Here is an 18,915-nt window from a genome sequence, read left to right on the forward strand (position 1 = left end):
GAAAGCGATCGCCTCTCAGAAGTCGGGTGAGGGCGTCAACTTCGTGCCTGACAGGTTTGAGAAAATCTACCTGCACTGGATCGAGAACGTGCGCGACTGGTGCATTTCTCGCCAGCTTTGGTGGGGTCACCGTATTCCGGCTTGGTACCACGAGACGACCGGCGAGATCTACGTCGGACTCGAAGCGCCGCAGGGCGCGGAAGAGCCGGACTCGCCGTGGAAGCAAGATAACGACGTGCTCGACACGTGGTTCAGCTCGGCGCTCTGGCCGTTCTCTACGCTCGGCTGGCCGGAGGACAGCGACGACTTCAAGCGCTACTATCCGACCGACGTGCTCGTGACCGGCTACGACATCATCTACTTCTGGGTCGCCCGGATGATTTTCACCGCGCTGGAATTTACGGATCGCATTCCGTTCAAGGACGTGCTTATTCACGGACTTGTCCGCGACGCGGAAGGCCGCAAAATGTCCAAATCGCTCGGCAACGGCGTCGATCCGCTCGAGGTCATCGAGAAATACGGCGCGGACGCGATGCGCTTCATGATCTCCACCGGCAGCACGCCGGGACAGGATCTGCGCTTCCGCTTCGAGAAGGTCGAGCAGGCGCGCAACTTCGCGAACAAGATCTGGAACGCTTCGCGCTTTGCGCTCATGAACCTGGAAGGCTTCACGCATGATCAGATCGATCTGAGCGGCGAGCTGTCGACGGCGGATCGCTGGATTCTGCACCGGTTCAACGAGACCGCGCGGGACATTACCCGCCTGATGGAAAGCTACGAATTCGGGGAAACCGGACGTCTGCTGTACAATTTCATCTGGGACGATCTGTGCGACTGGTATATCGAATTTTCCAAGCTTACGCTGTACGGCGAAGACGCGGCGGCCAAGCGCAGCACGCAGTCGGTGCTGGCCTATGTCCTGGATCGCACGCTGCGCTTGCTGCACCCGTTCATGCCGTACTTGTCCGAGGAAATCTGGCAGCATCTGCCGCACGAGCCGGGCGAGACGATCATGCTGGCGGCATGGCCGGAATACCGCGCCGAATTCGAAGCGACGGGCTCGGTCAAGGAAATGGAGCTGCTGATGGAGGCGATTCGCGCCGTGCGAAACATTCGCGCCGAAGTGAACGTATCGCCGGGCAAGAAAGTCGAGCTGCTGCTGAAGCCGACGGGGGAAGCGGAGGAAGCGATTTTCTCCCGGAACGAGATCTACATCCAGCGCTTCTGCAATACGTCCGCCTATACGCTCGATCGCGGACTGACGCCTCCGGACAAGGCGATGACGGCGATCGTGACGGGAGCGGAGCTGTATTTGCCGCTGGCCGGGCTGATCGACATCGCTCAGGAGATCGCCCGCCTGAACAAGGAGTTGGACAACTTGAACGCGGAAGTGCAGCGCGTCGAGAAGAAGCTGTCCAACGAAGGCTATATCGCAAAAGCACCGGCGCACGTCGTCGAGCAAGAGCGGGCCAAAGGGCAGGATTACCGCGACAAGCGGGACAAAGTGCTGGCGAGAATCGCGGAGCTGCAAGGATGACGGGAGGCGCAAGGCAACATGAACAATGACATACGGGTCGAAGAGACCGCCTTTCGCACCGCGGAAGAAGCGATGGCGTGGATAACCGGGTTGACCGCTTTCGGCATTCGCCCCGGCTTGGACCGAATCGGCGCGCTGATGGAACGGTTCAACCATCCGGAACGACGCCTGAAATTCATTCACGTGGCGGGTACGAACGGCAAAGGCTCGGTATGCGCCTACTTGACGAGCGTGCTGCTGAAGAGCGGATACGACGTGGGGACGTTTACGTCCCCGTACCTTACGTCTTATTCCAACCGCCTGCAATATAACGGAGTGGACATCGAGGACGAGCATCTCGTTAAGCTGGCGAACCGGCTGAAGCCCGCAGCGGACGAGCTGGCGGCAAGCGAGCTCGGCGCGCCCACGATGTTCGAGGTGACGACCGCGCTGGCGCTGCTGTATTACGGCACGGTTACATTTCCCGATTACGTCGTCTGGGAGACCGGGCTTGGAGGGCGTCTGGACGTGACGAATATCGTCACGCCGGTCATCAGCGTCATCACGAACGTCGGCCACGATCACATGGACGTGCTCGGCCCGACGCTGACGGACATCGCCCGGGAGAAAGCCGGCATCATCAAGTCGGGCGTGCCCGTCGTCACGGCGGTATCCCAGCCGGAAGTCGTACAGGTCGTCGAAGAGACGGCGCGCGCGCGCCAGGCAACCCTGTACCGTGAGGGAGAACAATTCGTCTACGAGGCGTTGGAGGTAGCGGAGAGCGAGCAAAGCTTCTCTTTCCGCAGCCCGTTCCGGGCCGTTCCTTCGCTGACGATTACGCTGAGCGGAGAGCATCAGATCGCGAACGCGGCGACGGCGGTCATGGCGCTTGAAGTGCTGCGGCAGTATTACGCGCTGATCGTCGACGACGAGCATCTGGAGGCCGGTCTGAGGGAGACGAAATGGCCCGGAAGGCTGGAGATGGTCTCCCGCGAACCGCGGATTCTGATCGACGGAGCGCACAATCCGGAAGGGATGGAGGCGCTGAATCGCGCTCTGCGGAACGTGTACGCTTACGATCGTTTAAACGCGATGATAGCGATGATGCCGAATAAGAATCATGAACATTCGTTGCGGCATATACTACCATTGGTGGATACGCTCGTGATTACGGAACCTGATTTTCATAAAAAAATGAACGCCGCCGAACTCGCCGACGTAGCGCGGCGGGTAGGGGCCGAACTCGGTCGTTCGCCGATCGTGATCGTCGAGCCGGATTGGCGGCGCGCGTTGGAATTGCTGTTGGAAGCTTCATCGTCTGCCGGGGACGGAAATACGCTGAACGTGGTAACCGGTACGCTGTACCTGATCGCGGACGTCCGTTCGTGGCTGCTCCAAGGAACGAAATCTGAAAAAGGCTGGTGAAGCGTTGTTGCGAACCGCAGAGCATGTGCACTTTATCGGCATCGGAGGCTACGGAATGAGCGCCATCGCCCGGGTCATGCTGGAGATGGGCTATCAAGTGTCGGGCTCCGATGTGGCGAGCCAGGAATTGACCGACAAGCTGGCCGCCAAGGGAGCGAGAATCTACATCGGCCATGAACCGGAGAACGTCCGGGGAGCCGATCTCGTCGTCTATTCGACGGCGTTATCCAAGGACAACGTCGAGCGCCAGGAAGCGGAGCAGCTCAACATTCCCGTTCTGCACCGGGCCCAGATGCTGGCCCGTCTTCTCAACGCCCGTACGGGCATTGCGGTGGCAGGTGCGCACGGCAAGACGACGACCTCTTCGATGATCGCTCTCGTGATGGAGAACTGCGATCTCGATCCGACTTACATTATCGGCGGGGAGATTGTGAACGTCGGCACGAACGCGAAAGCGGGCAAGGGACGGTTTGTCGTGGCGGAAGCGGACGAGAGCGACGGCTCCTTCCTCCAATACGAGTCGGCGATCGGCGTCGTGACGAACATTGAAGCCGACCATCTGGAGAACTACGACGGCGATTTCAATAAATTGAAGGAGGCCTACGTTTCGTTCTTGCGCAATATTAAGCCGGACGGCTGCGCCGTCGTCTGCGCGGACGACGAAAATATTCGTGAGCTGCTGCCCCAAGTCACGGACAGACGGATCGTTACGTACGGCACGGAAGACGGAGACGCGGAGTACAAGGCGACGGATATCGAGCTCGGCGACCGCTGCGTCTCGTTCAACGTGAGCCATCGCGGCCAAGAGCTCGGCCGCGTGTCGCTGTCCGTTCCGGGACGCCATAACGTATATAACGCTCTGGCCACCGTTATCGTATGTCTGGAGGCGGGAGCCCCGTTCCAGGCGATCGCGGAAGCGATCAAGGAATTCCGCGGCGCCAAGCGGCGGTTTCAAGTGCTCGGCGAAGTGAAGGACATGCTGGTCATCGACGACTACGCCCATCATCCGACGGAGATCCAGGCGACGATCCAGGCCGCGAAAGCGACCGGCAAGCGGATTATCGCCGTGTTCCAGCCCCAGCGGTACACGAGAACGTATTTCCTGCTCGACGCGTTCAGCAGGGCGTTCGAAGGCGCCGACGAGGTGTTCATTACGGACATTTATTCTCCGGCGGGCGAACAAAGAATCGAAGGCGTCAACTCGCGCAAGCTGGTCGAATTGATTGCCGAGAACAGCAATCCGAACGTCTCGTACGTGCCGACCAAGGAAGAGGTGCGGGACATTCTGGCCGGGAAGGTCGCTCCGGGCGATCTCGTGCTGACGATGGGGGCCGGCGACATCTGGAAGACGGCCGTCGAGCTGTCGAAGCTGCTCAAGGAACGCGAATCCGATTAAGCGATAACCGTCCGGGAACGATGGCTCCCGGGCGGTTTTTCGTTCATATTTCTCTCTTGTCTCTCATATTCTATTTCATAGATTAAGGGACAAGGAGAGACGCAGATGCCATCCAACGCGAGAATGACCATTCGTTTCGAGCCTCCGGTCAAGCCGAAGCAGAAGCCGACAGAGATGCCCGCGGCCCCTAAGGCCGAGCCGATAGACATTACGCCGACGTCGAAGGAGGAGCTCCCAGCCGCTCCGACAGTTTTCGAAGCATGGGACAGCCCTTACCAGGACGACATTCGCGCGCTGGAGGAAATCATCCGGAAGTCCGATTCGAACAAGGAGCCGCTCTTGTCGGACAAGGCCTTCTCTTCCCGTCCGAAACCGAGGAGAGACCGCAACGACCTTCAGGACATCACCGTATCGGAGTGGCTGGAAGACAAGTGGGCGGAAGCGGGAGACGGGCCGGCAGACGGATACGGGGACGGGAAAACTTTCGGGTCCGGCAACGGCTGGTACGATGCGATTACGACGACGGAGATCGTCCGGGAGCGGGGGCCGTCATGGACCAGAGTCGTATTGTCCGTGGCGGGAGCGATCGCGACGGGCGTGCTGTTCGGTTATATGGTGCTCGGACTGTTCACGGGCGAGCCGCTGTTTCCGAACCAGTCGGCGGGCGGAACGGCCGCGATCCCGGCGCAAGCCTCCGCGGCGCCCGGTTCCGCCGAACCGTCGGGCGGCCGCGAATCGGCTGCAGGCGGCGCGTCCGAGGCAACGGCGCCCAAGAGCGGCGGAGCTTCCGCGCCGGCGATAACCGAGGTGGCGGCGGACCGGTATTACGTGCTCCAATACGGCGTGTTCAATAACGAGGAGAGTATGGAGGTTGCCGCAGGGCAGCTTCAAAGCAAAGGATACTCGTGGGGGACGGATGCGAGCGACGGATACCGCGTGTACGCGGCGGCCGCCTTGACGAAGGAGGAGGCCGAGCTGCTGGCCGCGCAGATGACCGGCTTGGAGGTATACATCAAGCCGGTCGGGGGCGCCGCGCTCAAGGTCGGTTTGGGGGCGCTGACGGCGGAGGGAGCGGAGTTCATCGACGCGGGCGCGGCGATGATTCGCGAGCTCGTCCGGGTGTCGGGCGCCGGCTTGCTGGAGCGACAGCCCTCGGCGCTTAGCGACAAGCGGCTGGCGGATTGGCAAGCGGCGCAGCAGCGCTGGCGGAAGGCTGCGGCCTACGAGGGAGCCTGGGGAAGCGAAGCGGCCGGCGAGGCGGCAGCGATCGCGCAAGCCATGAAAGCGGGAGAAACAGCCATGGCCGAGTACGCGAAGGAACCTTCCCGCAAGCAGCTGTGGAACATGCAGACGGCGGCGATGAAGGCGCTGCTGGCCGATCATCGCTTGCGGGCCGCGCTTGATCCGAACGGATGAGCATGAGGTTTTTCTCGAAGAGAGGCGGGAAATCCCCCGGCTCCGGGACAACCTTCTCGGCTGGGGAACGCGTCATCGGGACTTTAGAACGGGACAGCCTGCATCGCTCAGGCTGTCTTTCGTTTTATACGTTGTGCGACTTGTCCGAGGGACGTATAATGAAAGGACGGGTGTCAAAAAATGGTGGGAGACGGGGAAAAATGAAGAAAAACGGATGGATTCTGCTGCTGTTTCTCTTTCTGGGACTGTTGGCCGGCGCATTGCTCGCCAATTGGCTGAAGGAGGTTCCGGGACTCTCCTTTTTGACCCGCGCGCTGGAAGTCAGTTGGTCGCCGGCCGCGGATTTGGCCGTGATCAAATACAGCCTGAATCTCGAAGTCCGGCTAAGCCTTCTCAGCGTCATCGGCGCGGCCGTCGCAATTTGGCTGTATCGCAAAATGTAAAATGCAATTCGAAAGGAAGAAGCAACCGATGTCGACCGTTGCGCCAACCCAAACCGTGCTCGTGCTGGCTTCTTCTTCGCCCCGCAGGCAGGAATTGATCTCTCTGCTCGGCTTGCCGGTGCGGATCATTCCCAGCGGCGCGGACGAGAATACGCCGGAGACCTGGTCTCCGCGCGAGATCGTCGAGGAGCTGAGCAAGCGCAAGGCGCTTGCGGTCAAGCAAGATTTAACCGAATCGCCGGATGAATCGTCTATTATCGTGGGAAGCGATACGATCGTCGTGTTGAACGGGCAGATCATGGGAAAACCTAGAGACGGACAGGATGCCGCGCGCATGCTTCGGCAGCTCGCCGGCAACGTTCACGAAGTCTATACGGGCGTATCCTGCGTTCGCGCGTCCGACGGCAAGGAGGCGACTTCGCACCGGGTGACGAAGGTGAGGATGAGAGCTCTGTCGGAAGATCAGATCGCCCGCTACGTAGCGACCGGGGAGCCCATGGACAAAGCCGGAGCGTACGGCATTCAAGAGATCGGCTCCGTGCTCGTCGAGTCGATCGAAGGAGACTATTTCAACGTCGTCGGCTTGCCCGTCTCTCTTCTGGCGGTGCTGCTGGAGCAATTCGAGATTACGATTCCTTGAGCGACGAAGCCAATTCCGCGGCCGACGCGGCTTACGAAAGCGGGTTAACGCATGGAGCAAAGATCTTTTCGTCTGAGAGAGCTTCCTTCCGGAGAGCGTCCGAGGGAGCGTATGCAGCAGCACGGCGCGCAGGCGCTAAGCCACGCCGAGCTGCTCGCCATTCTGCTGCGAACGGGAACCCCGAACGAATCGGCGGTTCATCTGGCCCAGCGTATTCTGAACGAATCCGGAGGACTCAGAAAACTGGCCGAGAGCGGTTGGGAGGATCTGATCCACATTCGCGGAATCGGTCCGGCCAAAGCGCTCCAGCTTCAGGCTTCCATCGAGCTCGGGCGAAGAATCGCCCGTTCCAGGCTGCCCGAGACGGTCAAGATCACCTGTCCGCAGGATGCCGCCGATCTGCTCATGGAGGAGATGCGGCATTATCGGGAGGAACACTTCGTATGCTTGTTCCTCAACACCAAAAATCATGTCATCGGCCAACAGACGTTATCGATCGGCAGCCTGAACGCGTCCATCGTTCATCCGAGGGAAGTGTTCAAGGCGGCCATCAGGCGCAGCAGCGCATCGATCCTTTGCGCGCACAACCATCCCAGCGGCGATCCGACGCCGAGCGCCGAGGACCTTCAACTGACGAGACGACTCGGAGAAGCCGGCCAATTGCTTGGCATCGAGCTTCTCGACCATTTGGTAATCGGTGACAGTCGCTTTATTAGTTTGAAGGAGATGGGCTGCTTATAATATAATAAGTAAGATTGTCCCGACGACTGAAGCGCAGCCTGAGCGTCAACCTAGCAGTCGCGGTCATAGCAGGAGGTAGCAGAATGGTTGGAGGATTCACGCGGGATCTGGGCATCGATCTCGGAACCGCAAATACGCTGGTGTACATGAAAGGCAAAGGAATAGTCGTCAGAGAGCCGTCCGTGGTTGCTCTGCGTACCGATACAAAGAGAATCGAAGCGGTAGGTTCCGACGCGAAAAAAATGATCGGGCGCACGCCCGGCAACATCGTGGCCATTCGCCCGATGAAGGACGGAGTCATCGCGGATTTCGAGACGACGGCGACTATGATCAAGTATTTCATTCGCAAAGCGCAGAAGCCGCGGGCGATGTTCCCGCGCCATCCGAACGTGATGGTATGCGTTCCTTCCGGTATTACGGCCGTCGAGAAGCGCGCCGTGGAAGACGCCACGAAGCAGGCGGGAGCACGGGAGGCTTACATTATCGAGGAGCCGTTCGCGGCGGCGATCGGCGCGGACTTGCCGGTGTGGGAGCCGACCGGAAGCATGGTCGTCGACATCGGCGGCGGCACGACGGAAGTCGCCGTCATCTCCCTCGGAGGCATCGTCACGAGCAAGTCGATCCGCATCGCGGGCGACGAGATGGACGATGCGATCATCGCTTACATTAAGCGTCTCTACAATCTGATGATCGGTGAGCGGACTTCCGAGCAGCTCAAGATGGAGATCGGCTCGGCTCTGCCTCTCGACAAAGTGGAATCGATCGAAATTCGCGGCCGCGACCTCGTGTCTGGTCTGCCGAAGACGCTCGCGATCACTTCGGACGAGATCACGGAAGCGTTGTCGGATACGGTCAATTCGATCATTGAAGCGGTCAAGGCGACGCTCGAGAAATGTCCTCCGGAGCTATCCGCGGACATTATGGACCGAGGCATCGTACTGACCGGCGGCGGAGCGCTGCTTCGCAATTTGGACAAGATGCTCGCCCGCGAGACGGGAATGCCCGTCCTGGTCGCGGAGCATCCGCTCGACTGCGTGGCGATCGGCACCGGCCGCGCGCTCGAGAATATCCATCTGTTCAAGTCCAAAGGCGGAGCATCCCGATCCAGCCGATAATTTCACAGGACGGGAAAGCAGGTGAGCGCGATCTTTCGCTTAATGCGCAATAAGCGTTTGTTTATTCTCATGATCGGGCTGATCTTGTTTATCGCCCTCATGGGTTTTACGTTCGGCAGAAACCGGCTGACTTGGCCGGAGAAATTCGTCAACGACGCATTCGGGACTGTGCAAGGAGTGTTCTACCGGCCGGTCGGAGCGGTCGCGGATTTTTTCCGCGATCTCGGCCGGCTTTCCGACGTCTATAAGGAGAACGAGCAGCTCCGCCAGACGGTGGCCCAGTATACGCAGGATCAGATTCGCTTTAATCTGCTCGAAGCGGAGAACAAGCGCCTGCAGGAAGAGCTCAATTTTACCGAAAGACAGAAGAACATGGACAACTATCGCTATCTGATCGCCCAGGTGGTCGGTAGCACGTCCAATCCTTACGAGAGAACGATCACGATCAATCTCGGCAGCAAGGACGGAATCAAGCCCGAGATGGCCGTAAGAACGGTCGACGGACTCGTCGGACTGGTCAGCAAAGTCAAAAACTTCACGTCCACCGTCACCCTGATCTCGAATCTGGACCCCAGCTCCTCCAAGGGCTCGCCCGTATCGGCCACGTTTCTCAGCAAACCGGACTCTTTCGGAATTATCGAATACGACGAGGAAACGAAGACGCTGCTCATGTCCAAGATCGAGGAAAAAGACAAGCCGGTGGACGGGGACACGGTCATTACGTCCGGACTCGGCAGCTTGTTCCCGAAAGGGATCATCATCGGCACGGTCAAGAGCAGCCAGGTCGGCGACTTCGGGTTGACGTATACGGCTACGATCGAGCCGGCGGCCAAGTTCGACCATCTCCGGGAAGTGTTCGTCATCGTCGTGCCAGAGGTGGATGAGCCGTGAACATGCGCATTAACTGGGCGATTCTGCTCGGGCTTGCGTTCGTGATCGCGGAAAACGCGATCGTGCCTTGGCTGATTCCGCCGGGCTGGAGCGACAGGCTGCTGCCTCATCTGACGTTCATCCTGACGATCTTCGTAGCGGGCTACGCGGGACGCCATCCCGCGTTCCTGTTCGGACTCGGCTTCGGACTGCTTCAAGACATGCTGGCCTACGGCCACCTCATAGGGCCTTACGGCTTCGGCATGGGCTTGATCGGGTATCTCGCGGGTTTGCTCTCGGAGTACAAGAGCTATACGATCAGCCTATTCTCTTGGGCGGTCTTGGTGTTCGGGCTTCTGCTCGATTCCATCGTCTACTCGATCTACAATCTATTTCGCCTGACGGATTTGCAGTTTGCCCACGTCTTCTACTGGCAGGTGGCGCCGACCGCGCTCCTTCAGCTTTTGATCGCGCTTCTGCTGTACGTTCCCGTACGTCGTTACTTGGTTAAAGCTTCGCTTTCCCCGGGAGAAGACAATCCGGAATAGGACGATGTTAACCCGGCAGGCAGGAATTCGGCTTCGCGAAGCCGAATTTCAATTAGCGTAGGGAGGAGCGGGCATCGTGACGGGCAAAACTATCATTACCATTAAAGGCGTCAAAGAAGGGCTCGTCTTTCTGCTGGACGACCAGTGCGATTTCGTCGAGCTGCTGGACGAGTTAAGCGCGAAATTGGACAAGCACGTTCAGCAATTCAACGGGCCGATCGTGCATATTTTCATAAAGCTTGGCGCAAGGCAGTTGAACGAAGAGGACAAGGAGCGGATCAAGTCGATCTTCCGCAAGCAGGGCAACCTGCTCATCCAGTCGATCGAGAGCGATTCGCCGGAAGTCGATCCCGACGCCAAGGAGGTTCCTCAGCTGCATACGATGATCGGCATGGTCAGATCGGGACAGACGGTCGAGTATGACGGGCATATGCTGCTGATCGGAGACGTCAATCCCGGCGGCACGATCCGTTGCAGCGGCGACGTCTACGTGCTCGGAGCGCTCCGGGGAAGCGTGCATGCGGGGACGCAGGGCAACGAGGAGGCGATCATCGCCGCCTCGCTCATGAGACCGACCCAGCTGCGCATCGCCGACGTGATCAGCCGGCCCCCCGACGAATGGACGTCCGCCGAGCCTTGGATGGAATACGCGTTTTTGCGCGAAGGAAAGATGGCCATAGACAAGCTGACCAGCCTTGGACGCCAGCGTAAAGAAGTCATGCTGTTCAAAGGAGTGTAAGGATCATGGGAGAAGCGATCGTTGTCACATCGGGCAAAGGCGGAGTCGGCAAAACGACGACGTCGGCTAATCTCGGCACCGCGTTGGCGATGCTGGGACAGAAAGTGTGCATGGTGGATACCGATATCGGCTTGCGCAATCTGGACGTGGTCATGGGACTAGAAAACCGCATCGTCTACGACTTGATCGACGTGGCCGAAGGGCGCTGCCGGGTGAATCAGGCCTTGATCAAGGATAAACGCTTCGACGAGCTGTATATGCTTCCGGCGGCGCAGACGAAGGACAAGAACGACATTTCTCCGGAGCAGGTTCGGCAGATCATCGAGAGCTTGAAGCCGGATTTCGACTATATCATTATCGATTGCCCGGCCGGAATCGAGCAGGGCTTCCGCAACGCCATCGCCGGCGCTTCCCAGGCGATCGTCGTGACGACGCCGGAGAACGCCGCCGTCCGCGACGCGGATCGCGTCATCGGGCTGCTGGAGAAGAGCAACTTCCCGTCGCCCAAGCTGGTAATCAACCGCATACGTCCGGGTCTCGTTCGCAGCGGGGATATGCTCGAGGTGGACGACATTTGCCAAGTGCTCGCCATCGATCTGATCGGCATCGTGCCGGACGACGAATCGGTCATCAAGGCCGCTCATTCCGGAGAGCCTACGGTGATGAACGTCAATTCCCGGGCCGCAATCGCCTATCGGAACATCGCGCGGCGCATTCTGGGGGAGACGGTTCCGCTAGCCCATCTTGACGAGAAGTCGGGCATGTTCAGCAAAGTAAAGAAGTTTCTTGGAATGGGATGATCGGACTTGCTTAACCGATTGAAAAAAATGGACTGGATGATGCTGGCGATTCTCTTGATGTTCATGGGAATCAGCACGTTTGCCGTGCGAAGCGCGACTTACAACAACCCCGCTTACGTCAATCATGATATTAAAACGTTGATTTTCTACGGGATCGGGTTCGGCGTCGTCATACTGTCCACATTGATCGATTATCGTCTTATCCTCAAAATCTGGTACGTCTGGTACGCGATCGGCATCATAATGCTCATGCTGATCTTCGTGCTGGTCGAACCGAAGAACGGCGCGCGCAGTTGGTTTGAATTCGGAGAGGTGTCGTTCCAGCCGGCGGAGATCATGAAGCTGTTCCTCATTATCGCGATCGCGGCCATCATGGGAAGGCGGCAGGGAGATCCGCTGCGAATGCGCACCGACGTCATGGCGGTAGCGATTGTCGCTTTCGTCCCGTTTGTTCTCGTCATGCTTCAGCCGGATCTGGGCAACGCGATGATCTATATCTTCATTGTGCTGGGCATGCTCTGGATCGGCAACGTCAGATATTCGTATGTCATGATGGGCCTCGCCGCCGTCGTCGGCGGACTGTTGCTGTTCGTGACGCTGTTCAATTCTTACAACGCCGAGATCGAGAGCTACTTGAACGACCGCAAGCTCGGGCACTGGTACGAGAGAATCAATACGTATATCCATCCGGAAGAGGCCTCGGCGGACGCCAGGCGCCAGTCCGAATATGCGATGATCGCGATCGGCTCCGGAGGGCTGGCCGGCGACGGCTACCTGCAGGGCGATTCCAAAAACCGGAAGTTTATTCCGTATACGTATTCGGATTCGATCTTCGTCGTCATCGGCGAGGAATTCGGGTTTCAGGGCGCGGCGCTGCTGCTCCTGCTGTACTTCCTGTTCATCTACAGAATGATTCTGATCGCTTATCAGTGTTACGACCGACGAGGCTCGTTCATCATTATCGGCATCGCGACGATGATGGTGTTTCAGATTTTCCAGAACATCGGGATGATGCTCGGCGTCATGCCGATTACCGGCATTACGCTGCCTTTCATCAGCTACGGCGGTACTTCGCTGCTGCTCAACATGCTGTCGATCGGGCTTATTTTCAGCATTAGAGCGCATCAAGAGAAATATCAGATGGATCAGTGACGAACGAGTTCGCTCGATCGGCCGACAGGGCCGTTTCCCAGTCCTCCTATGGATGGCTGAGGGGACGGCCCTTCGCCGTTTTTTCGGCTAACCCCAAGTCGGTTCCAGAGGGACGCCCATTCGCCGTTCTCCCTCGCCCCGCAAGGTCTATTCCCTCCTTGTCCGCCATAAGGTAGTAAGAGATAAGAGGACAAGGGAGGGGCTGGCGATGCAAATACGGGACAATGTGCGCGAGCGGAGACGGGAGAAGATTGCCCGGCTCGTGGAGCGGCAGTCGGCGCAAACCCGGATAGCCGAGCAGTCGGCGGAACCTAAGGGCAAGGAGACGGAGCCGACGGGGCAAGGCGTCTCGCCTCCGCCGGCAAACGTTCGGGAGGAGGCGTATTCTCCCCCCGAGTTCGAATTGCCGCGTTCCGAGCCGAAGAAGGAGCTTGCGCGCCCGGAAGCTTCGCCGTCCGATCCGGACCCCGAACTATGGTGGAGAGAGCGGGAGAAACGGCTGAAAACGGGACGAGCTCCCGGATGGGAAGGGCTTAAGGGCATTCCTCCGACCTCGGCGCCCGGCGGAGGGGGTTCCCGGGAGTGGACAGGTCCGGGGCGCTTGCTTCGCGGCATCGGCGTCCGGCTGCTCATCGCGTCGGTCGTCTTCGCCGGCTTCTGGGGCTGGATGAAGCTGGAGCTGCCCGGAAGCTCGTCAGCCAGAGAATGGATGGTCGGCTCGGTGACGCGGGATATGGATTTCCGCGCGATCGAAGCTTGGTACGGAGACACGTTCGGAGGCTCTCCTTCTTTCCTGACGTTCGGCCGCGGGGAGCCCGAGACGCGAGAGGTAGCGGCGCTGCTCGACCCGTCGGTCACGTCGGCGCCGATCCGGGGGACGGTCGTTCAAGCTTTCTCGGAGAACGGCAAAGGGGTGCGGGTGGCCGCAAAAGGCGACAGCGAAGTGTTCTCCGTCTATACCGGCAAAGTGCAGCAGGTCACCCGGGACGATAACGGGGGCGTGACGGTGCTCGTGCAGCATCAGAATCGCGTGCTGACGGTGTACGGGGGTCTGGAGTCGGCTAGCGTGAAGCCGAACGATTGGGTCGAAACGGGACAAACGATAGGCCGGCTCGGACCCGCCGCGAACGGGCAATCCGAAGCGGTGCTCTATTTCGCGGTGCAGCACGACGGCATCGTAGTCGATCCGTCGGAAGTGGTCGGCTTTGATTAAATGGAAGGGGATCGCTTTCCGGCTGCACCCGCTCTTCGTGCTGATTATGATCGCCTCGGTCGCGACCGGCCATTTTGCCGAGCTTCTCGTTTTGTTTTTCATCGTGCTGTGGCACGAGCTGGGGCATCTGCTGGCCGCTTTGCGGTTTGGCTGGAAAGTGAGGGAGGTCAAGCTGCTGCCGTTCGGCGGAGTGGTGGAGGTCGAGGACGCGGGCTCGGTTCCCGTTCGCGAGGAGCTGTGGGTAGCCTTGGCCGGTCCGGCCCAGAACGCCGTGCTGGCGGCGATCGGACTGCTGCTCGGCTACGCGGGCTGGATCGATGAAGCCTGGTCGGACGATTTCGTGCGTGCCAACGTGCTGATCGCCCTTTTTAATTTGCTGCCTGTATTGCCGCTCGACGGGGGACGGATGCTGCAATCATGGCTCAGCCTGAGGATCCCGTACCATCGAACGCTGATGTGGAGCGCCAAAATCAGTATGGCGTTCAGCGGATTGATGGTCGCGGCAGCGGTCTATCCTCTCGCGCGGGGCGGACTGCTGCATCTGAACCTGCTGGCCGTCGGTCTTTTTCTCTGCGCGTCCAATTGGACTTATTTTCGCAACGTTCCGTTCGTCTTCCTGCGTTTCCTCGTACATCGCAGCGAGAGGGCCGAGGAGCATTTCGACAAGGGGAAGCTGTCGATGCCGATCGTCATTTCCGAGAATCGCCCGCTTACCCGGATTTTGAAGCTATATATGAAGGAACAGTACCATCTGGTCTATGTGATGAAGCAGGGGAAGATCGTCGGCGTCGTTCCCGAAAAGGCGATCATCGACGGATTTCTCGGTCGTCTGACATCGGGGCATGCGGATTTGAGGTTTTTCATGTAGAATAAAAGGAGTGAGTTCGCGGGTTGGGAAAATAGGTTCCCGATAGGGAGGTTGGCATGAAGCAGCTGTTTATCCATTGTTCGAATCAGGTAACACAATCGGCGTTGCTGGAGGACGGGGTTCTGACGGAATTCGCCGTGGAGCGTACGGAAGGCGCTTCGCTGATCGGCAACCTGTACAAAGGGCGGGTCGTCAACGTTCTGCCCGGCATGCAGGCCGCTTTCGTCGATATCGGCTTGTCCAAGAACGCTTTTCTCTACGTAGATGACGTCCTGCATCCGCACCTGGACAAGCAGCCGAAGGAGAAGCCGCCGATCGGCGACCTGCTGAAGCCGGGGGACGAGCTGCTCGTTCAGGTCATGAAGGAACCGCTCGGAGGCAAAGGCGCTCGCGTGACGACGCACTATTCGATTCCCGGACGATGGCTCGTGTACATGCCGGATGCGGATTACATAGGCATATCGAAGAAAATCGAGCAGGAGCAGGAGCGAAGCCGGCTGAAGGGCTTGGCCGAAGCGATCCGCGAAGGGGCGGAAGGCGTCATTCTCCGGACGAACGCGGAAGGCGAGAGCCGGGAGGCGCTGGAGGAAGACTTGCACGGCTTGCGCCGGGTATGGCGGAGCATCCTCGAGCGAAGCAAGCATGCGAGAGCGCCGCTTGAGCTGCACAGGGATACCGGGCTCGTGGGCCGGATGGTCAGGGACGTGACCACCCCGGACACGGAGCAATTGTTCGTGGACGACGAGGCCAGAGCGAAGGAAGCGAAGTCTTATTTGCGCCAGACGGCGCCTGCTCTTGAAGGGCGGGTTCAGCTGTATCGCGAATCGAAGCCGCTGTTTGAGAAGTTCGGCATCAAGGAGCAGCTCGACAAAGCTTTCCAGTCCAGAATCTGGCTGCCGAGCGGCGGCTATCTTGTCTGGGAGCAAACCGAAGCGCTCACCGTCATCGACGTGAACACCGGCAAGTATACCGGCTCGGTCGATCTTGAGGAGACGGTGTTCCAGACGAACGGGGAAGCGGCCGATGAAGTAGCTCGGCTGCTCAGGCTGCGCGACGTCGGGGGCATCATCATTATCGATTTCATCGATATGGAGATCGAGGAGCATCGCCACCAGATCGCGCAGCGCCTGGAGACCCGCATCAAGCGAGACCGCACGAAATGCCAGCTCGTCGGCTGGACGCGGCTCGGACTGATGGAGCTAACGCGGAAGAAAGCGCGGGAGAACGCGATGAACTATTTTTACGAAACATGCGCGGCTTGCAAAGGCAGCGGGAAAATATATATTCGGTAAGCGGGCGATGTTCTAAAGAATCGATTAACGTGGCCGGAAAAGGCTGGGCTGGCGAGACGATGTTCTAAAGAATCGATTAACGTTGCCGGAAAAGGCTGGGCTGGCGGGGCGATGTTCTAAAGAATCGGTTAACGTGGCCGGAAACGGCTGGGCTGGCGGGGCGATGTTCTAAAGAATCGGTTAACGTGGCCGGAAACGGCTGAGCTGGCGGGGCGATGTTCTAAAGAATCGATTAACGTGGCCGGAAAAGGCTGGGCTGGCGAGACGATGTTCTAAAGAATCGATTAACGTGCCTTCTAAAGGCGGGGCGCCAGATGCGACGATTTTTATGCTTCGAATTTTGTGTAACCAAGTTTGCCGTTTCCGGGCGGATTGTGCTATATTATTGAAAAAATATTTCTATTTAAGCGTGAAGCACACGCCGTTTTCTCTCTAGCGGAGAAAGCGGCGTATTTTATTTTCAGCGTTCAATTTTTTAAGGAGGGATGTGGCATGGAGAGATTTGAAGAAGAATTCGAGAAGTTACTTGAGGAGCAGAAGGCAACTGCAACAGGACAACGAAGCGAAATGTTGAACCGGAATTTGACAGGGACGAAGCTGCTCCTGAAAAATTTGCTGCTTCCGGTATTCGGGAAGAGCGACGGGATTGTGCTCGAATACGAGATGAAGGGACCTTCGGGAGTAATGATTTTTGGAGATGCGGGTCTGCCGTCGCTGCGTATAATCGTCGAAGAGGATCACTTCGTTACTCATGCGGAGAAAGTTACGCGCGACCGATTCTCGTTCGAGAGGGCGCGGGCACGCTCGGTTGCCGTGAACGGCTTCGTCTATTTTCCGTTTAGCCGGGATGAACTGGAGAAGAAGCCGGAAGAAAGTCAGCGCAGCTTGTACGAGTTGTTGGGGCGAATCGGCACTAAGGAAGGCACCGGTTTGATGAAACTTCCGGTGTACGAACGAGAGCTACTGAGATGCGCATGGTTGAGGGGCCAAACGTTTCGCTTGGGAGACGTAAGCGAATGGCTGCTGCTCGGGAAGGAAACGTGCAGAAAGATCATCGCGGAAATGCAAAAGAAGGAGCTCGTGTGCTCCGTTGGAGGAAGCCCAAAGCGCTGCTATGAGTTTCACGTTTCGGAGAAGGCGTTGCAACTTTTGCTGAAGTTGATTTAATGTGTGGCGAGTGGTGGGCGAAAAGCCGACAACGTATATGAAAACGGAACTGTGGGAGCCGTAGCAGAGAAGCCCAGTGGCGGTGAAGGAAACCAAACAGTGGAGAGAAATGACGCGAAGAGCGAGCAACAGTCGAGAAAACGGAACTGTGGGAGGGGGAGCGAAGAAGCCAAGTGGCGGTCGAGGAGATGGGAAACGGGGGGAAGAGAGGAGAAAAGCCAAGCAACGGTTTTTAAACAAATTTCTTGCGTTCCCTATACCAATGTGCTAATATCTTATAGTGCGTGCAATCTGAGGATATGCAGGCTACAACCGCACTCCACCGGGTCGACAAGATCGGCGCTGCTCTGGCTCACCGAAGCTGCGGCATCCGACACCCTATGAGGCGAGTCTTAGACATAAGGAGGTGCACCAGATGTACGCGATTATTCAAACAGGCGGCAAACAGTACAAAGTCCAAGCAGGCGACGTAATCTACGTCGAGAAGCTTTCCGTTAACGCGGGCGACAGCGTAACGTTCGACCACGTGTTGGCCGTTTCCAAAGACGGAGGGCTGACTACGGGTTCCCCGACAGTTGCCGGAGCTTCCGTAACGGGCAAAGTCGAGCAACAAGTCAAAGGCGAGAAGATCATCGTCTTCAAGTACAAGCCTAAGAAGAACTACAAGCGCAAGCAAGGCCATCGTCAACCGTACACGAAAGTGACGATCGAGAGCATCAAGGCATAAGAGAGGTTGCCGAGATGATCGCGATTACGATCGTGCGCAACGACGAGAAGGCCATCGTACGGTTTACCGTAACGGGGCATGCTTATTATAACGATCCCGGCAAGGATATCGTCTGCGCCGGCGTATCGGCTGTAACCATCGGAGCGGTCAACGCGATTGAGAAGCTGACGGGACTCGTCCCGGACGCCGAATCGAGATCGGGTCTGCTCAAGGCGGAAGCTCCGCATAGCTCGGATCCTCGGCGGAACGACCAGGTCCAGTTGCTGCTGGAAGGAATGGTCGCCGCGCTCGAATCCATCGTGGAATCTTACGGCAAGTACGTGACCATAAAAGAAACCTTTGTGAAAAAAGGAGGTTGACACCATGTTGAAGTTAGATCTTCAGTTATTCGCCTCGAAAAAAGGGGTCGGATCGACGAAGAACGGACGGGACAGCCACTCCAAGCGCCTCGGCGCGAAGAGAGCGGACGGTCAAGTCGTAACGGCCGGCAGCATCCTGTACCGCCAACGCGGCACGAAGATCCATCCAGGCACGAACGTCGGCATCGGCAAAGACGACACTTTGTTCGCTTTGACGCCGGGCGTCGTGAAGTTCGAACGTCTGGGACGCGATCGCAAAAAAGTGAGCGTCTATCCTGTAGCGCAAGCCCCGGTAGCTGCCGCGCTCGAAGTCTAATAGGGCATCCAGAACCCCGGCCAATGCAAGTTGGTCGGGGTTTTTGCATGACGATTCGGCGAGCCGTGCGAGCGTTCGGAACGGCGTGGTGATGGGCGTCCCGCCATGGTATACTGGACGGGTAAGGGGCTTCCGAACGTTGGCAGACGAGGAAACACGAAACGGGGATAAA

General features: G+C 58.3%; 20 protein-coding genes and 1 other annotated feature. All 20 genes read left to right on the forward strand.

All coding sequences use genetic code 11. From position 1 onward, the window contains the following. A partial coding sequence (locus ACESLM_RS22600) for a class I tRNA ligase family protein (protein WP_372634637.1) occupies positions 1–1,537 on the forward strand: 1,537 nt, incomplete at its 5' end. Positions 1,538–1,555: 18 nt separating this feature from the next. Further along, the gene (locus ACESLM_RS22605) at positions 1,556–2,941 is read left to right on the forward strand and encodes a bifunctional folylpolyglutamate synthase/dihydrofolate synthase (RefSeq protein ID WP_372634640.1); all 1,386 of its coding nucleotides are present in this window, start codon (positions 1,556–1,558) and stop codon (positions 2,939–2,941) included. Between the two features lie 7 nt (positions 2,942–2,948). Beyond that, positions 2,949–4,337, forward strand: coding sequence for a UDP-N-acetylmuramate--L-alanine ligase (gene murC, locus ACESLM_RS22610; protein WP_372634705.1), 1,389 nt, complete (start codon positions 2,949–2,951; stop codon positions 4,335–4,337). Positions 4,338–4,442: 105 nt separating this feature from the next. After that, a complete protein-coding gene (locus ACESLM_RS22615) occupies positions 4,443–5,753 on the forward strand; it encodes an SPOR domain-containing protein (RefSeq protein ID WP_372634643.1) in 1,311 nt (436 codons plus the stop codon). A 200-nt stretch (positions 5,754–5,953) separates the two neighbouring features. After that, positions 5,954–6,196 (forward strand): DUF4321 domain-containing protein, encoded by a 243-nt coding sequence (locus ACESLM_RS22620; protein WP_094045660.1) that lies wholly within the window; start codon positions 5,954–5,956, stop codon positions 6,194–6,196. Between the two features lie 28 nt (positions 6,197–6,224). Further along, positions 6,225–6,836 (forward strand): Maf family protein, encoded by a 612-nt coding sequence (locus tag ACESLM_RS22625; RefSeq protein ID WP_372634646.1) that lies wholly within the window; start codon positions 6,225–6,227, stop codon positions 6,834–6,836. Positions 6,837–6,887: 51 nt separating this feature from the next. Then, positions 6,888–7,577: a RadC family protein gene (radC, locus tag ACESLM_RS22630; RefSeq protein ID WP_372634648.1), complete on the forward strand. Its 690-nt coding sequence runs from the start codon at positions 6,888–6,890 to the stop codon at positions 7,575–7,577. Between the two features lie 83 nt (positions 7,578–7,660). Beyond that, positions 7,661–8,692 (forward strand): rod shape-determining protein, encoded by a 1,032-nt coding sequence (locus tag ACESLM_RS22635; protein WP_094045666.1) that lies wholly within the window; start codon positions 7,661–7,663, stop codon positions 8,690–8,692. A gap of 21 nt (positions 8,693–8,713) precedes the next feature. Beyond that, a complete protein-coding gene (gene mreC, locus ACESLM_RS22640; RefSeq protein ID WP_094045668.1) occupies positions 8,714–9,583 on the forward strand; it encodes a rod shape-determining protein MreC in 870 nt (289 codons plus the stop codon). Between the two features lie 2 nt (positions 9,584–9,585). Continuing rightward, positions 9,586–10,110 carry a rod shape-determining protein MreD gene (gene mreD, locus ACESLM_RS22645; protein WP_372634708.1) on the forward strand — a complete coding sequence of 175 codons (525 nt, stop codon included), beginning with the start codon at positions 9,586–9,588 and terminating at the stop codon, positions 10,108–10,110. A gap of 73 nt (positions 10,111–10,183) precedes the next feature. Next, complete coding sequence (locus ACESLM_RS22650) at positions 10,184–10,849, forward strand: septum site-determining protein MinC (RefSeq protein ID WP_372634711.1); 666 nt, start codon at positions 10,184–10,186, stop codon at positions 10,847–10,849. 5 nt (positions 10,850–10,854) lie between these two features. Further along, on the forward strand, positions 10,855–11,649 hold the full coding sequence (gene minD, locus ACESLM_RS22655; protein WP_094045674.1) for a septum site-determining protein MinD: 795 nt from the start codon (positions 10,855–10,857) through the stop codon (positions 11,647–11,649). 6 nt (positions 11,650–11,655) lie between these two features. Then, the gene (locus tag ACESLM_RS22660) at positions 11,656–12,801 is read left to right on the forward strand and encodes an FtsW/RodA/SpoVE family cell cycle protein (RefSeq protein ID WP_372634650.1); all 1,146 of its coding nucleotides are present in this window, start codon (positions 11,656–11,658) and stop codon (positions 12,799–12,801) included. 208 nt (positions 12,802–13,009) lie between these two features. Next, on the forward strand, positions 13,010–14,014 hold the full coding sequence (locus tag ACESLM_RS22665; protein WP_372634652.1) for a peptidoglycan DD-metalloendopeptidase family protein: 1,005 nt from the start codon (positions 13,010–13,012) through the stop codon (positions 14,012–14,014). Further along, a complete protein-coding gene (locus ACESLM_RS22670; RefSeq protein WP_372634655.1) occupies positions 14,007–14,882 on the forward strand; it encodes a site-2 protease family protein in 876 nt (291 codons plus the stop codon). The genes ACESLM_RS22665 and ACESLM_RS22670 overlap by 8 nt, the downstream gene beginning before the upstream one ends. A gap of 56 nt (positions 14,883–14,938) precedes the next feature. Further along, on the forward strand, positions 14,939–16,174 hold the full coding sequence (locus tag ACESLM_RS22675; protein WP_372634658.1) for an Rne/Rng family ribonuclease: 1,236 nt from the start codon (positions 14,939–14,941) through the stop codon (positions 16,172–16,174). 492 nt (positions 16,175–16,666) lie between these two features. Beyond that, positions 16,667–17,341, forward strand: a complete 675-nt coding sequence (locus tag ACESLM_RS22680) for a hypothetical protein (RefSeq protein WP_372634661.1) — start codon at positions 16,667–16,669, stop codon at positions 17,339–17,341. A 300-nt stretch (positions 17,342–17,641) separates the two neighbouring features. Then, positions 17,642–17,744: a sequence feature (ribosomal protein L21 leader region), on the forward strand. 12 nt (positions 17,745–17,756) lie between these two features. Next, on the forward strand, positions 17,757–18,068 hold the full coding sequence (gene rplU / locus ACESLM_RS22685) for a 50S ribosomal protein L21 (protein WP_372634664.1): 312 nt from the start codon (positions 17,757–17,759) through the stop codon (positions 18,066–18,068). Positions 18,069–18,082: 14 nt separating this feature from the next. Continuing rightward, positions 18,083–18,427: a ribosomal-processing cysteine protease Prp gene (locus ACESLM_RS22690; protein ID WP_372634667.1), complete on the forward strand. Its 345-nt coding sequence runs from the start codon at positions 18,083–18,085 to the stop codon at positions 18,425–18,427. Between the two features lie 4 nt (positions 18,428–18,431). Then, a complete protein-coding gene (rpmA, locus tag ACESLM_RS22695) occupies positions 18,432–18,743 on the forward strand; it encodes a 50S ribosomal protein L27 (RefSeq protein ID WP_094045690.1) in 312 nt (103 codons plus the stop codon). Positions 18,744–18,915 lie beyond the last annotated feature (172 nt).

The sequence above is a fragment of the Cohnella sp. genome, from assembly GCF_041641335.1.
Classification (GTDB): Bacteria; Bacillota; Bacilli; order Paenibacillales; family Paenibacillaceae; genus Cohnella.